Raw genomic sequence first — 14,572 nt, 5'->3', positions numbered from 1 at the left:
ACTTATTATGACAGCCTAGCTTCATAAACCCAGGGATGACGCAAAGCCGATTATCGGTGCCTATTGTCCAATTTAGATGATCAAGAGCTAATCCTCTTACCATCAGCGAACGGGCGAAACGTTGAGTGAGGCACCATCCGTCTGTAGACCTGATTGTTATTTACACCTGCTTCGGCAGGTGTTTTTTTTTGTATCAATCTTGGGTTGTCATGTTCTTTCCTAACCTGATGAGCATTAGGAAAGAAACGTTATCTTCTCGCTTACGCTTTTTTCTCTTTGCTTAACCACTTGCTGATCCAGCGAGTCACATAGGTATAGGCAATAATAATAAAGGTAATAATAAAGATATCTTTATTCAGATCGGCGGTATTGAAGCCAATGATCGAAATAAAAATAAACGGGGATAAAATCAGAAGTAGCAGGTCAAAAAAGATCTGTAAACGATTTTGGCTCGCTACAATCCAACGCCAGAGAGTTTTCACTACATTCATATCTTTATCCTGAATTCATTCAAAACGAAAATGTATACGATTATTTATACACTATGTGACCCTTTTATAACATAGCAATATGCGGTTTGCCTCGATTCGCTAAAAGTGACGCTCTCAAAGACTATCTTTTTGAGATAAATAGTAAAGATCCAAATCGTAGATATAAAAAACGCCTCGGACTAGGAGGCGTTTTAGATCAAAGCTTAACGAATGAGTTAAAAATTTACGCTTTTGCTCGCTCTTGTTTGAGGGAGTGAGTGAGCGCCTCTTGGCGAATTTTCGCCGCTTCATGCGGTTTGTGTAGCTTGTCATAAGCATCGGCTAACCAAGCTGCATCATAAGCATCAAAACGCTGCGCTAATGCGGCTTTAAAGTAGGTTTCTGCTTTTTCCCATTGGGCATGTTGAAGCGCAAGGATCCCCAATGTGCTATTGAGTAATGGTGTCGCACCAGACTGTTTGACGAGGCTTAACAGAGTTTTTTCAAGCACTTCAGGTTGCTCGCTCTGTAATTTCGGGATCAACAACAATAGACGTTCGTCATATTGCTGCTTCAATCCATCAATAATCATCTTTTCTGCGCTACGCGTATCACCACATTCAATTAAATGTTCGGCTAAGAAAGCTTGTAATGGCACTTCATGGCGAACTTTACGCGGCTGAGCTTTCCACCAATTTTTCAAGCCATCGCTACCACCTTCAGCCATACATTGGTTCATGAGCCCTTTGTACGCTTTGAGTTTTAACGCTTCAAGCTCATCTTCATTATGTAACTGGACTTTTGCCATAATCGGCAGCAGCTCAATGAGTGCTTGGTATGCGCCGGTACCTAAATAAGCTTGTTCAGCTAAACGTAAAATTTCTGGGTGGCGTGGTGCTTGGTCGAGCAGCTTGTCGATGCCATTACGGGCAGCATGAATTTCGCCTTCCGCCAATTGGATGCGAACACGGCTAATATCCACGGGAAGTTGATCTTTACCTGCGGCTTCAGCAGCCCTATCTAAATATTGATGGGTGCGATAACTATCCCCACGCTGCTGGGCGGCTTCAGCTGCCATCAAGTAGTTAATGACTGGCTGCTGAGAAAAATCAGCATGCTTACTCATTAGTTTCTCGACTTGCTCCAAATCACCTTCGGCTAATTTGAGTAAGGCTTTTTGCGTTTGAGTGTGCGCTTTATGGTATTTATGACCGCTGAGCCAGCCTTTTGTCCGTGAGGTGGTGCTCATAAAGCGGCGGTAGCACCATCCAAGGAATAACAGAACAAATTGCAGCAGGATAAAACACAGCACAAGGCTGGTGACGCTGGTCGTAATATCGTAGCTATCGGTACGAATAAATACATAGCCTTGGTGACCTGCTAATAGAGGACCCAAGATAATGCCCGCAATCAGGACGATAAAGAGAACAAAGACTTTAATCATGATCACCCCTTATGCTCAGGGGCGTTTGCCGCGTCCGTTACAGGAGCTTCGGCGGCAACGTCCGGTTTGTCGGTTTGTGTATCTGATGGAGCCGTCACCTCTTCAGCAGCTTTATCGGCTTCTTTTACTGCCTCAAGCGCGGCATCCTCGGAAACGCCAGTCGGCTCTGGATTTTGAGATAATAAATTGCGCACTCGCGTTTGCATCACTTTTTCCAGCTTGGCTTGGCTTTCTAAAGTTTCAGGCATATCGGCATCAATCGGTTGATTAATTAAATCATCGAGTTCCGTCAAAAAGGCTTTAGTGGCTGGTGCGTCCACATCAAAGTAAGCGCGTACCCACGTGGAAGCTTGCTCAAGGGACTGTTTATATGTCTCTTCTTGATAACGTGGTACAGCTTGAGCCGCAATGAGCAATTGGGAGCGAATATTTTCACGTAGATAAATATCTTGGTTTGGTGCTAGCAATGGAGCTTCGGAGCCATCACGAGCGCGTACGGTGATAAAATCGCTCGTGAAACTTTTCCAGCTGCGCGCGAGGTTATCTTTCCAGTCTGCAATATCGTCGCTGACATTGGTGCCAGTATCTTCCGGTGCGTCGCCATTATTTAAATCGGCGAGGCGTAAGTTATCGACATCATTACTGAGCTGATTCAAACGTAAAATAATGCCGTCATAGTCAATTTGGTTGATGGCAGCTAGCTTGTTCATATCATTGGCGATAGCTTTACGAATATCCAGCAAACTTGGGTCATTCATTTCCGCTAAACTGGTGTCTGCGCTTTTGAGCAGAACGGCAGCGGTAACTGGATCATGGTCATTCCATAATTTGCGACCCGCCATTTTCACCATAAAATCAGCTTGGGCAATCAACCAGTTTTTTACGTCCGAGCTGGAAAGTGCGGTGACGTGAGCTTGTAATTCTTGCATGCGACGATTGAGTTGATCTTCATAATCACGCGCATGGTTTTTCAGCTCCGTGTTGGTTGCGATGAGCGCATCCACACGTTGTCTATCGGCATTTTGTTGTTCAACTAATTCACTGACTTGCTGTTTCAGTTGGTTATTATCATGAACCAATTGCGCATTACTTTGCTGAGTAAAGTAGTACATCCCGCCGCCCATGACGACGATAATGGCGATAGCGATCGCACTGACTGCAAGACCAGGGCGTTTCTGTTTGGATGAAGGCGTCGGCTGACGAGTCTCTTTTTTCTCTGTCACAGCTTCATCATTAACAGTGTCGGTAATTTTGTCTTGTTCCGTCATAAATTAGCATCCCATATCGGTTGAAATTAATGCTTCAAGTAAAGCGTGATTATCTGCGCTAGTTGCCACACAGACCCGACGCCACCCACTTTGGCGGGCTTTTTCTGCGATTCGTTCGCTGACAACCAGTAGCCGGCGGGAATACCACCATTGTTGCATATCTTCAGCAATCAAATCGTTAAGTAGGGTCAACATTTCACCGCTTGTAACCACAATATCGGTGATATCCGTGTTAAACCAAGTTTGGTTAAACTCAGTTTTATCATAGTGTACAGGTCGCCTTGCGTAGCATTCGCAGTAATCAACATCTGCACCTCGAGCGCGTAATGTTGAGGCAAGGAGTTCACGACCGCCATTACCTCGAAGGAGTAAGGCACGTTTCCCCACTAAATTTTGCAGGTTAGGGTGGGTGAGTAACACCTCGCTGGTTTCTCCTGCTTCAGCCCAACGGATAGTTTGCCCAGTTAGTTGCTGAAAATAGTGACCTGTAGATTGTCCTATACCATAGTAGGATAACTTATCTGACCAGTCTCGTCCTGCTTGTTCCAATGCTAAATTTGCATACCAGACGGCATTTTTGGATAAAAGAAAGACAAGGTCGTTTTCCGATAATCCATCTAAGCGAGAAGACAAAGTATTGAGCTGTGAACCCGCTTCAATCGTAATTAAGGGAGCCGGGTAAGCCTGCCCCCCAGTAGCATTAATGGCTGTTATCAACGCGGAGCCTGATGGCTCTGGGCGAGTAACAAGGACCCTCATGCTGGTGCATTGCCTTTATAGACTTCCGCGAGAATTTCACGGGCGCCATTATCAAGTAACTCTTCTGCGAGAGAAATACCAGCTTGGATTGCGTCGGCAGGCGCGATTAAGCGTTCTCCACGAATGACTTGGCTGCCATCTGGGGCACCGACGAGCGCACGTAACCAGATTTTATCCCCTTGCCAAATAGCATAGCTCCCAATAGGCACTTGGCAACCACCTTCAAGGCGCATATTCATGGCGCGTTCAGCAAGGACACACACGGAGGTTTCATCGTGATTCAATGCGGCGAGTAAGTCACGGGTGCGTTGATCATCTAAGCGGCACTCAATACCTACGGCGCCTTGTCCAACGGCAGGTAAAGATTGCTCTGGTTCTAGTGCAGCTTTGATACGCTCATCAAGTTTTAAGCGTTTTAGACCTGCCACCGCAAGGATAATGGCATCGTATTCGCCGTTGTCGAGCTTAGACAGGCGGGTGCCGACGTTGCCGCGTAGGTCACGGATAACTAAATCTGGACGTAATTCTCGTAACTGGCACTGACGGCGTAAGCTGGATGTACCGACGATGCTGCCCGCTGGGAGTGCATCAATATTGGCATAATGGTTAGAAACGAACGCATCTCGTGGGTCTTCTCGCTCACAAATGGTGACCAAGCCTAACCCTTCAGGGAACTCTACAGGTACGTCCTTCATTGAGTGAACGGCAATATCTGCGCGACCTTCAAGTAACGCCAGTTCTAATTCTTTGACGAATAAACCTTTTCCACCGACTTTCGCTAATGGGGTATCTAAAATAATGTCCCCTTTGGTAACCATTGGGACTAACTCTACTTGTAAGCCGGGATGTCGTTGCTCTAATTCTGCTTTTACGAAATAAGCTTGCCATAGCGCTAGAGGGCTTTTACGCGTTGCGATACGCACGATATTTGTTGATGTCATTTCACTGTTTTCTCAGGCGAATATCGCCGCAGATTAACCATACAATTGGCGTTAGTTTTAACATGTTAGCGGTAATTTTTCCAGTTGGTCGCAGAATGAGCGATATAAGAAGAATGAACGGATGAGATGTATCAAGTGAAGTTCGCTTTTTTACATCTTTTTTGTGAGTCTCTTGGAAAAAAATGACTTAAAAGAGGATCTAGATAACAAATTTCTTTAGCTATTCGTGCTTTTTTAGAATTGCAGTGGGTGATATTTTGAAGGAATTTTGTTGAAGCGTGTAAGCGCAGAGCCTGCCAGCACTGGGCTGAATTTAGAGTAAGGCCGCTTTTTTGTTATACAACCCATGATGGTGATATTATTCCATTGAAAAACAAGGGATATTTCTGCAATGCAAAAATAAAAAGTCTTTTTATACAATATGTTGAAAAATAATTTGTACTAAAAATAGACGGGAAAAATTATGTGATCTACTTTACCCTTTTACTCCAAGGTGTTAAATTGATCACGTTTCCGACAATCCCTTTGAAAAGTAATTTAAGTTTTTCTCTATCTGTTGGGTGCTGGGAAAATTCCCCAGGTTTGTCATTACATTCTTTCAGTCAGGCGTAACCTTTGTACCTCTATATTGAAACTTTAAAGCAAAGACTTGATGCGATAAACCAATTACGGTTGGAACGCGCGACGGCTTCTATGAGTGAAACCTTTTCGAAGGTTTACAGCTTGTTGCCGGTCTTGTTTCATTATCATCATCCAATGATGCCGGGTTATATTGAAGGCAACGTCCCTCATGGCGTCTGTTTCTTCTCGCCAGATGCAGAACAACTCAAATGGTTACAACCTTTCGAACGCTTCTTATCCACAAACAACCAAGCTAATGGTGAATTGCCAATTACAGGCATTTACTCGATGGGTAGTACCTCTTCTGTGGGGCAAAGTCACTGCTCTGATATTGATGTGTGGGTTTGTCATCCTTCTTGGTTAGATAACGAAGAAAAACGATCTTTACAGAAAAAATGTACGTTAATTGAACAGTGGGCAGCCTCGCTGGGCATTGATGTCACTGTCTTTTTAATCGATGAAAATCGTTTTCGCCATAATGCAAGCGGGCATCTTGGTGGTGAAGATTGTGGCTCCACACAACATATTTTATTGCTGGATGAATTTTATCGTACAGCGGTGCGTATGGCTGGGAAACGTCTGTTATGGACAATGGTGCCTGTTGAAGAAGAGCAACACTATGACGAATATGTCATGGGGCTGTACGCTCAAGGGGTACTAACACCAAACGAATGGCTGGATTTAGGCGGCCTCGGTGAATTGTCAGCCGCGGAATACTTTGGTGCCAGTTTGTGGCAGCTATATAAAAGTGTCGATTCTCCGTATAAAGCGGTGTTGAAAAGTATTTTACTGGAGTCCTACTCTTGGGATTATCCACACGGTAAGTTGTTAGCGTTGGAGTTTAAACGCCATTTACATGCCGGTGAAATCGTCTGTTATGGATTGGATTCATATTGCCTCATGTTGGAGCGCGTAACTCGTTATCTGACTGAAATTAATGATTCCACGCGTTTGGATTTAATTCGTCGCTGCTTCTATCTAAAAGTCTGTGAAAAGCTTTCTGAAGATGAAGATGACCAATGTTCCGGTTGGCGTCGTGATGTACTGTCCCAGTTAGTGGAGTCGTGGGGATGGAGCGCCGAGCGTCTGGCTGTGTTAGATACGCGTAGCCAGTGGAAAATTGAGCGTGTGCGTGAAGCGCATAATGAGCTGCTCGATACGATGATGCAAAGTTACCGTAACTTAATTCGATTTGCCCGTCGTAATAATTTAAGTGTTAGTGCTAGCCCGCAAGATATTGGGGTATTAACCCGTAAGTTATATGCCGCGTTTGAAGCGCTACCCGGTAAAGTGACATTAGTAAATCCGCAAATTTCCCCGGATCTTAGCGAAGAGCACCTGACATTTATTTATGTGCCTGAAGGGCGTGCCAATCGTAGCGGCTGGTATCTGTATAACCAAGCGCCGCAAATCGACACGATTATCGGTCATCAACCTTTAGAATATAACCGCTATCTGAATAAATTGGTGGCGTGGGCCTATTTTAATGGGTTACTGACTGAAAATACGCAAGTTCATATGCATCATGGCAAATCCCAATGCGATGAGCGTAAGTTATTGGAATTAATGCATGATGTATCGAGCCATTTCCCAATAAGATTGCCAGCTCCAACCCCTAAAGCACTGTATAGCCCGTGTGAAATCCGCCACTTAGCCATCATCGTTAACTTAGAAAAAGATCCGACACAGGTCTATTCTGAGCAGGTGGTGCATGTGGATTTCAGAAAACTGGATATTTTCAGTTTTGGTGAATCTCAACAATGTTTGATAAGCAGCATCGATCTTCTGTATCGCAATTCATGGAATGAAGTTCGTACCCTGCATTTCAGCGGCGAGCAGTGCATGTTAGAAGCGCTAAAAACCATCCTCGGTAAAATGCACCAAGACGCGGCTCCGCCTGAAGCAGTTGAAGTATTCTGTTATAGCGAACATTTACGTGGGCTTATTCGTACTCGTGTACAGCAGCTAGTGTCCGAATGCATTGAATTGCGCTTATCCAGCAATCGTCATGAACCTGGTCGCTTTAAGGCATTACGCATTGCAGGGCAAACATGGGGTCTGTTCTTTGAGCGTTTAAACGTCTCTGTACAAAAACTCGAAAATGCTGTTGAGTTTTACGGTGCAATCTCCCATAACAAGTTGCATGGTTGGCCGGTAAAATTACAAGCGAAAGGGGATAATCATCTTCCTGCAGTTGTGGATGGCTATGCCAGCGAAGGAATTGTGCAGTTTTTCTTTGAAAATACGCCAGATAATACAGGGTTTAATATCTACGTATTGGATGAAGCTAATCGCGTGGAAATATACTCTCATTGTGAGGGTTCCAAAGAAGAGCTAGTGCGCGATGTTAGCAAATTCTACTCTTCCTCCCATGACCGCTTTACCTACGGTGCAAACTTTATCAATTTCAATTTGCCACAGTTTTATCAAATTGTGGAAGAAGAAGGCAAAAAGCAAGTTATTGTCTTCTCTGACGCCTCTTGGTCATTTACTGAAGAAGAAGAGGATGATGAATATCCCTCAGCACCTCAGTTAAGCCAATCTGAGCAGCTAGAGCACTCTAAACAGCACGCTCAATATTATTGATTTTATTAAGATAAAAAATAGGCAGAGTAAATTATAGACTCCGCCTATGATTTTTTGTGTGCGTATTTAGAACGAGAATGGGAAGTGGCTTTGGAAGGTAATTGCATTGCCCAGCATGGACAAAAACTCTTGACCTGAACGGTCGCAAATCCATTTTCCATCTTTATAATCATAATGATAGCCACCTTGTTTGGTTGCTAACCAGATTTGGTGGAAGGCTTCTTGTTTGTTGATGATGATTTTGCTGCCATCTTCAAAGCTTAAGGTCATGACGCCGCCATTAATTTCACTATCAATATCCGCATCGCCATCGTAATTATCTAAATGCTCTTCAATCGAGCTGAGCAATTGCTCTGCTAACTGATGAAATTCGCTATCGTTCATGATGTATTTCCTGTTTATACTTTTATTTAGGCGAAATTATAGGGTTGAATGTGTTCAGGGGTCAAACGGCGCACATCTTACTTGTGAGATGCCATTTGAATTATTTAACGTATATAATATTAATATGTTTGATAAACAGGCGTGATTTGAAAAGCGACACCTGTTACTGTGTGAAATATCAGATTGCAAAATTTAGTCTTACAGGCGAAACATCATAATGAAAAAAAGTTTATTTGGACTTAGTGCACTTCTCGTTTTATTCACCCTTTCTGGCTGTGGCTTAAAAGGGCCGTTGTATTTTCCGCCTGAAGACAATGCAGCGGCGCCTGCTAAATCTGACGTGCAACCTAAAGCTCCAAGCAGCTCGAACCAAGAGCCTGCTGCGACCAAACAGTAAGCCTCTGTTATGGAACGTGAATTGCAGTTCTCAAAAATGCATGGCTTAGGCAATGATTTTATGGTGGTGGATGGCGTCACACAGAATGTCTATTTTTCACCTGAACTGATTTGTCGTTTAGCGGATAGGCATACTGGCGTCGGTTTTGACCAACTTTTATTGGTCGAAGCCCCTTATGATCCTGATCTCGATTTCCATTACCGTATTTTTAATGCGGATGGCAGTGAAGTTGCACAATGTGGCAACGGAGCGCGCTGTTTTGCACGTTTTGTCCGTTTAAAAGGTCTGACAAACAAACAAAAAATTAAAGTGAGCACTCAGTCTGGGCGTATGACTCTCACAATTAATGAAAATGATGATGTTTGTGTGAATATGGGCGAGCCTGATTTTGAGCCGCAAAACGTCCCTTTTCGTGCCGTGAAAGCGGAAAAAACCTATATTATTCGAGCACAAGAACGTACAGTGTTTGCGGGTGTTGTCTCCATGGGAAATCCGCACTGTGTGGTGCAAGTGGACAGTGTCCAAACTGCAGAGGTAGAAGTATTGGGCCCTGCATTGGAAAGCCACGAACGCTTCCCTGAACGTGCCAACATCGGTTTTATGGAGATTGTCAGCGCAGACTATATTCGCTTACGTGTTTATGAACGTGGTGCGGGGGAAACCCAAGCGTGCGGTAGCGGTGCATGCGCCGCAGTTGCCGTGGGTGTAGGACAGGGATTATTAGCTAGCCGTGTTCGTGTCGATTTGCCGGGCGGCTCCCTCGATATTAGTTGGGAAGGTCCCGGATCACCACTGTATATGACAGGTCCTGCGACCCATGTTTATGATGGAGTGATCCAAATTTAATCTTGATTGAGTGGAAAGAGGGGAATAATGGATAAGCCTGAACAAGTGCCGGAGATTGCTCAGTTAATTGATGAACAAGATGTGGTGCAATATTTAAAACAGAACCCTTATTTCTTTATTCGCAATGCGTCTCTTGCTGAACATATCAAGGTTCCTCATGCCGTTCAGGAGGCTATCTCGCTTCCTGAATTGGTGATGAGCCGTCAACGTCAAAAAATCAAAAATCTCGAGCAGGATATCCGCTTTATGGTGGAACAAGCCCACGAAAATGGGCAACTGTTCGATGAGCTTCTTTATCTCGTCATTGAAATGTCTTCCGCAAATAGTTTGCGGGAGATGCTGTTTGTGTTGAATCGCTGGGCTAAAAAGCTCGGGTTATCGGGGGCTTCTGTACGCCTATTTAGTGATAGCTGGCGATTATCTGCGCCATTGGATGCCTACGAATTGGTGCTCCCACGCCGCGTTTTTGAACCCGTACGTATTCAGCGTTTTGGGGATAACCTCAATTATCTTGGGCGGCTAAATGGTCCTGAGTTGCAGCTTTTACTTCCTGATGCACAAAATGTAGGTTCAGTAGCGATTTCGTTGTTTGGGCATCATGGGGAATCCGGCATGGTGATATTTACCAGTCGTGACCGTGAGCACTATCAACAGGGTATGGGTACAGTAATGCTGGAAAAAGTGGCTCAAATTCTACCGAGGTTATTATGTCAATGGATAGAGCGTCTGTAGACATTCAGCCCGAAGGGCTGATGATTCAAGTGGAAGCCTTTTTGCGTTACCTCCGTGTTGAACGCCGATTGAGTCCAGTCACGATAACGAATTATCGTCGCCAATTAGGTGCAGTTTGCCAAATTTTAGGTGAACTGAAAGTGAGCCAATGGCAGCAGTTGGATATGACGATAGGGCGCAATATTGCCGCGAAGAGCCGTCGAACAGGCTTGCAAGCAGCGAGCATGGCATTAAGGCTTTCCGCACTACGTAGTTTTTGTGATTGGATGGTGCAGCAAGGCGAACTACCGGCAAACCCAGTTAAAACTATTCATGCCCCTAAAGCGAAAAAACGTCTACCGAAAAATATGGATGTGGACGAAGTTTCTCAACTGTTGAATATGGACAGTGGCGACCCGCTCGTGGTGCGAGACAGAACCATGCTGGAAGTGATGTATGGCGCGGGATTGCGTCTCTCTGAGCTGGTTGGTTTGGATGTGAAGCACCTTGACCTCAATTTAGGTGAGGTTTGGGTGATGGGGAAAGGCAGCAAGGAACGCAAAATTCCTCTAGGGAAAACGGCAGTGAGTTGGCTAAAACGCTGGCTTGAAATGCGTGAATTGTACGAGCCTGTCGATGGTGCGGTATTTATTTCCACGAAAAGTGGTAAGCGTATCTCGAATCGCAATGTGCAAAAGCGGTTTGAGCAGTGGGGTATTAAACAAGCGGTAAATAGCCATATAAATCCCCATAAATTACGTCACTCTTTTGCAACTCATATTCTCGAATCAAGTGGTAATTTACGTGGGGTACAAGAGTTATTAGGTCATGCTAATCTCTCTACCACCCAAATCTATACCCATCTTGATTTCCAACATCTCGCTAATGTTTATGATGTGGCACATCCGCGAGCGAAGAGGGAGAAATCTTAATGCATTTTTACCGTCCGTTATCACCCATCAAAGCGATGACATTTGATTTGGATGATACGTTGTACGACAACCATCCCGTGATTGATAAAACGGAGGAAGAAGTTTTACGGTTTATTCGTGAATATGACCCGCGTTTTCATCATTTTACGAACGATGACATTTATGCTTTTCGCTATCTTGTGGAAGAACAAGAACCGGATATTCGCCATGATATTACCCGCTGGCGCTGGCTATCGTCGAAAATGATGCTGTGCCACTATGGTTATAATAAAGAGGATGCCCTCAAAGGTGCGGACGATATTATGGCGCACTTTACCTACTGGCGTAATCAAATTCATGTCCCGCAATCCACTCATGAAACGCTAGCAAAATTAGCCGAAAAATTACCGCTGGTGGCGATTACGAATGGTAACGCCGAGCCGCAAGCGTGTGGGCTAGGGCAATATTTTCAGTTTGTATTAAAAGCGGGGCCGGATGGGCGCTCTAAGCCATGCTGCGATATGTATCACCTTGCCTCTACGCGTTTGAATATCGAGCCAGGCGCTATTTTACATGTTGGAGATAATCTGCTGACCGACGTAGAAGGGGCGATTAATAGCGGTATGCAAGCCTGCTGGTTCAACGTGGATCATATGACGTTAATGGATGAGAAAGAGGGGCGTATATTGCCTCATGTGGAAATTTGTCGGTTGGATTCTCTCCTGTCATTGGTATAATCCTTTCTCTGTATAAAAACACAGTGGTGGTGGCCACTGTTAAACCATTTCCAAACCAATCAGGTTTGAAATGGTTGTTTAGGTTTATGAAAATAAACGAGGAAAATCAATTTATTGATTTTCGCCTGATAACACAAAGAGGGAAAAACCACGCTTTTCTCCCTCTTTGTCAGTAACCTCACAGTGGTGGTAGCCACTGTCTTGCTTTGATGGTAACTATGGACGTCTCATATCTGCTCGAAGGTCTTAATGACAAACAGCGCGAAGCGGTTGCAGCCCCGCGCACTAATTTACTGGTACTTGCAGGTGCAGGTAGCGGTAAAACCCGTGTGTTGGTTCATCGCATTGCATGGCTTATGTCGGTGGAGAATGCCTCCCCATTTTCGATTATGGCCGTGACGTTTACCAACAAAGCTGCCGCAGAAATGCGTCATCGTATCAATCAGTTGGTGGGGACTAGTGAAGGCGGCATGTGGATCGGTACTTTCCACGGTCTCGCACACCGTTTACTTCGCCAGCATTACTTGGATGCGAATCTGCCGCAAGATTTCCAAATTCTAGACAGTGATGACCAGTACCGTTTGATTCGTCGTCTGCTTAAAGCCATGAATCTTGATGAGAAGCAGTGGCCGCCTCGTCAGGGAATGTGGTACATCAACGGTAAAAAAGATGAAGGGCTGCGTCCCCAGCATGTTGAAAGCTATGGTAATCCAGTCGAAGCGACATGGCTGAAAGTGTATCAAGCCTATCAAGAAGCTTGTGACCGTGCAGGGCTGGTGGATTTTGCCGAATTACTGCTACGTGCACATGAGTTATGGCTGAATAAGCCCCATGTTTTACAGCATTATCGCGAGCGCTTTACCAATATTTTGGTGGATGAGTTCCAAGATACCAACAGCATTCAATATGCGTGGATCCGTGTGTTAGCGGGTGAGACTGGCAAAGTGATGATTGTCGGCGATGATGACCAGTCAATCTATGGCTGGCGTGGCGCTCAAGTTGAAAATATTCAGCGTTTCTTGAATGATTTTCCCGGTGCAGAAACTATCCGACTCGAGCAAAACTACCGTTCGACCAATAATATTTTGAAAGCGGCAAATACGCTTATCGCCAATAACAGCGACCGTCTCGGTAAGAATTTATGGACGGAGGGCGGTGATGGTGAGCCGATTTCCCTTTATTGCGCCTTTAATGAGCTTGATGAAGCTCGCTATGTGGTTGGGCGCATTAAACAGTGGCATGAAAACGGGGGAGCGCTACAAGATTGTGCTATTCTTTACCGTAGCAACGCACAATCCCGTGTGATGGAAGAAGCGTTAATTCAAGGGGCGATGGCATACCGTATTTATGGCGGTCAGCGCTTCTTTGAACGCCAAGAGATCAAAGACGCATTATCCTACCTTCGATTAATTGCTAACCGTAACGACGATGCCTCTTTTGAGCGTGTGGTCAACACTCCAACACGAGGCATTGGTGAGCGAACGCTGGATACCGTTCGCCAAACTGCTCGGGATCAGCAACTGACATTATGGGAAAGTTGTGAGTACTTACTTCGCGAGCAAGTCCTGGGAGGAAGAGCGGCAAGCTCCATCGAGCGTTTCTTAGAGTTAATCGACGCATTAGCGAAAGAAACCCAAGAGATGCCACTGCATGTGCAAGCTGACCGCGTGATTAATGACTCTGGTTTGCGTGCGATGTATGAGCAGGAAAAAGGTGAAAAAGCCCAAGCACGAATTGAAAACTTGGAAGAGTTAGTTAACGCAACCCGCGATTTTAGCTATCAAGATGAAGACCAAGATTTGATGCCATTGCAGGCATTTTTATCTCATGCGGCATTGGAGTCTGGGGACGGTCAAGCGGATGCCAGCCAAGATGCAGTGCAATTGATGACGCTACACTCAGCGAAAGGGCTGGAATTCCCTGTCGTGTTTATGGTTGGCGTGGAAGAAGGCATGTTCCCAAGCCAAATGTCGATGGATGAAAGTGGGCGCTTAGAAGAGGAGCGCCGTCTTGCCTATGTGGGTATCACCCGTGCTATGGTGAAATTGACAATCACTTATGCCGAGAGTCGCCGCCTATATGGCAAGGAAGTTTACCATCGCCCATCCCGCTTTATTGGTGAGCTACCGACGGAGTGTGTGGAAGAAGTTCGATTAAGAGCCACGGTTTCACGGCCTGTCAGCCATCAACGTCTTGGCACACCGATTAGCCAAAATGATTCTGGCTATGCGTTAGGGCAGAGAGTGATGCACCCTAAATTCGGCGAAGGCACCATTATTAATCTCGAAGGTAGTGGTGAACATTGCCGCTTGCAAATTGCTTTTCAAGGGCAAGGGATTAAATGGCTAGTGGCGTCTTACGCGCGGTTAGAGAATTTATAGTCAATTATAGAGAATGGAAATATTATTAGATTTAAGCTTCCATTCTCTTTATCTATATAAATAATAAATTATTAATTAGTTTCGGTTCTATTTATCATCATAATCTCTGAGTTATT

General features: G+C 44.9%; 13 protein-coding genes. 7 read left to right on the top strand and 6 right to left on the bottom strand.

Features of this window, described 5'->3' with window-relative positions; genetic code table 11:
* Positions 1–260 precede the first annotated feature (260 nt).
* The 5 genes from M5X66_RS16805 to hemC form a co-directional block, all read right to left on the bottom strand.
* Positions 261–491 carry a DUF4014 domain-containing protein gene (locus M5X66_RS16805; protein WP_006658197.1) on the bottom strand — a complete coding sequence of 77 codons (231 nt, stop codon included), beginning with the start codon at positions 489–491 and terminating at the stop codon, positions 261–263.
* Positions 492–714: 223 nt separating this feature from the next.
* A complete protein-coding gene (gene hemY, locus M5X66_RS16800) occupies positions 715–1,914 on the bottom strand; it encodes a protoheme IX biogenesis protein HemY (RefSeq protein WP_036948838.1) in 1,200 nt (399 codons plus the stop codon).
* A 2-nt stretch (positions 1,915–1,916) separates the two neighbouring features.
* A complete protein-coding gene (gene hemX, locus M5X66_RS16795) occupies positions 1,917–3,182 on the bottom strand; it encodes a uroporphyrinogen-III C-methyltransferase (protein WP_108478787.1) in 1,266 nt (421 codons plus the stop codon).
* A gap of 3 nt (positions 3,183–3,185) precedes the next feature.
* Positions 3,186–3,941: a uroporphyrinogen-III synthase gene (locus M5X66_RS16790; RefSeq protein ID WP_036948843.1), complete on the bottom strand. Its 756-nt coding sequence runs from the start codon at positions 3,939–3,941 to the stop codon at positions 3,186–3,188.
* Positions 3,938–4,882 (bottom strand): hydroxymethylbilane synthase, encoded by a 945-nt coding sequence (gene hemC, locus M5X66_RS16785; RefSeq protein ID WP_036948844.1) that lies wholly within the window; start codon positions 4,880–4,882, stop codon positions 3,938–3,940. Before hemC ends, M5X66_RS16790 begins: the two co-directional genes overlap by 4 nt.
* 615 nt (positions 4,883–5,497) lie before the next feature.
* Here hemC and M5X66_RS16780 point away from each other — a divergent pair.
* Positions 5,498–8,089, top strand: coding sequence for a class I adenylate cyclase (locus tag M5X66_RS16780; protein ID WP_036948846.1), 2,592 nt, complete (start codon positions 5,498–5,500; stop codon positions 8,087–8,089).
* Between the two features lie 66 nt (positions 8,090–8,155).
* On the opposite strand, the gene cyaY is transcribed toward M5X66_RS16780, so the two are convergent.
* A complete protein-coding gene (gene cyaY / locus M5X66_RS16775; protein WP_006658190.1) occupies positions 8,156–8,473 on the bottom strand; it encodes an iron donor protein CyaY in 318 nt (105 codons plus the stop codon).
* A 217-nt stretch (positions 8,474–8,690) separates the two neighbouring features.
* Between cyaY and lptM the strand changes: the two genes are divergently transcribed.
* The 6 genes from lptM to uvrD all read left to right on the top strand — a co-directional run bounded on the left by lptM (position 8,691) and on the right by uvrD (position 14,456).
* Entirely contained in the window at positions 8,691–8,870 is a 180-nt protein-coding gene (gene lptM, locus M5X66_RS16770; protein ID WP_036948849.1) for an LPS translocon maturation chaperone LptM, read from the top strand.
* Positions 8,871–8,891: 21 nt separating this feature from the next.
* Entirely contained in the window at positions 8,892–9,716 is an 825-nt protein-coding gene (gene dapF / locus M5X66_RS16765) for a diaminopimelate epimerase (RefSeq protein ID WP_036949260.1), read from the top strand.
* Positions 9,717–9,743: 27 nt separating this feature from the next.
* Positions 9,744–10,448, top strand: coding sequence for a DUF484 domain-containing protein (locus M5X66_RS16760; RefSeq protein WP_036948852.1), 705 nt, complete (start codon positions 9,744–9,746; stop codon positions 10,446–10,448).
* Positions 10,430–11,359, top strand: coding sequence for a tyrosine recombinase XerC (xerC, locus tag M5X66_RS16755; RefSeq protein WP_036948854.1), 930 nt, complete (start codon positions 10,430–10,432; stop codon positions 11,357–11,359). The genes M5X66_RS16760 and xerC overlap by 19 nt, the downstream gene beginning before the upstream one ends.
* Positions 11,359–12,075, top strand: coding sequence for a 5-amino-6-(5-phospho-D-ribitylamino)uracil phosphatase YigB (gene yigB, locus M5X66_RS16750; RefSeq protein WP_036948857.1), 717 nt, complete (start codon positions 11,359–11,361; stop codon positions 12,073–12,075). The genes xerC and yigB overlap by 1 nt, the downstream gene beginning before the upstream one ends.
* A 218-nt stretch (positions 12,076–12,293) precedes the next feature.
* Complete coding sequence (gene uvrD / locus M5X66_RS16745; RefSeq protein ID WP_108478790.1) at positions 12,294–14,456, top strand: DNA helicase II; 2,163 nt, start codon at positions 12,294–12,296, stop codon at positions 14,454–14,456.
* Positions 14,457–14,572: the final 116 nt, after the last annotated feature.

The sequence above is a fragment of the Providencia sp. PROV188 genome, assembly GCF_027595165.1.
GTDB classification, from domain to species: Bacteria; Pseudomonadota; Gammaproteobacteria; order Enterobacterales; family Enterobacteriaceae; genus Providencia; species Providencia lanzhouensis.
Note: the sequence above shows the minus strand (reverse complement) of the source record. Positions and strands in the feature narration are given on the sequence as shown.

What these genes read in the sequence shown, in the direction of transcription:
- hemY (WP_036948838.1), bottom strand. Translation starts at nt 1,914, where the DNA reads ATGATTAAAGTCTTTGTTCTCTTTATCGTCCTGATTGCGGGCATTATC.
- xerC (WP_036948854.1), top strand. Translation starts at nt 10,430, where the DNA reads ATGGATAGAGCGTCTGTAGACATTCAGCCCGAAGGGCTGATGATTCAA.
- uvrD (WP_108478790.1), top strand. Translation starts at nt 12,294, where the DNA reads ATGGACGTCTCATATCTGCTCGAAGGTCTTAATGACAAACAGCGCGAA.
- lptM (WP_036948849.1), top strand. Translation starts at nt 8,691, where the DNA reads ATGAAAAAAAGTTTATTTGGACTTAGTGCACTTCTCGTTTTATTCACC.
- M5X66_RS16790 (WP_036948843.1), bottom strand. Translation starts at nt 3,941, where the DNA reads ATGAGGGTCCTTGTTACTCGCCCAGAGCCATCAGGCTCCGCGTTGATA.
- cyaY (WP_006658190.1), bottom strand. Translation starts at nt 8,473, where the DNA reads ATGAACGATAGCGAATTTCATCAGTTAGCAGAGCAATTGCTCAGCTCG.
- hemX (WP_108478787.1), bottom strand. Translation starts at nt 3,182, where the DNA reads ATGACGGAACAAGACAAAATTACCGACACTGTTAATGATGAAGCTGTG.
- hemC (WP_036948844.1), bottom strand. Translation starts at nt 4,882, where the DNA reads ATGACATCAACAAATATCGTGCGTATCGCAACGCGTAAAAGCCCTCTA.
- yigB (WP_036948857.1), top strand. Translation starts at nt 11,359, where the DNA reads ATGCATTTTTACCGTCCGTTATCACCCATCAAAGCGATGACATTTGAT.
- M5X66_RS16760 (WP_036948852.1), top strand. Translation starts at nt 9,744, where the DNA reads ATGGATAAGCCTGAACAAGTGCCGGAGATTGCTCAGTTAATTGATGAA.
- M5X66_RS16805 (WP_006658197.1), bottom strand. Translation starts at nt 491, where the DNA reads ATGAATGTAGTGAAAACTCTCTGGCGTTGGATTGTAGCGAGCCAAAAT.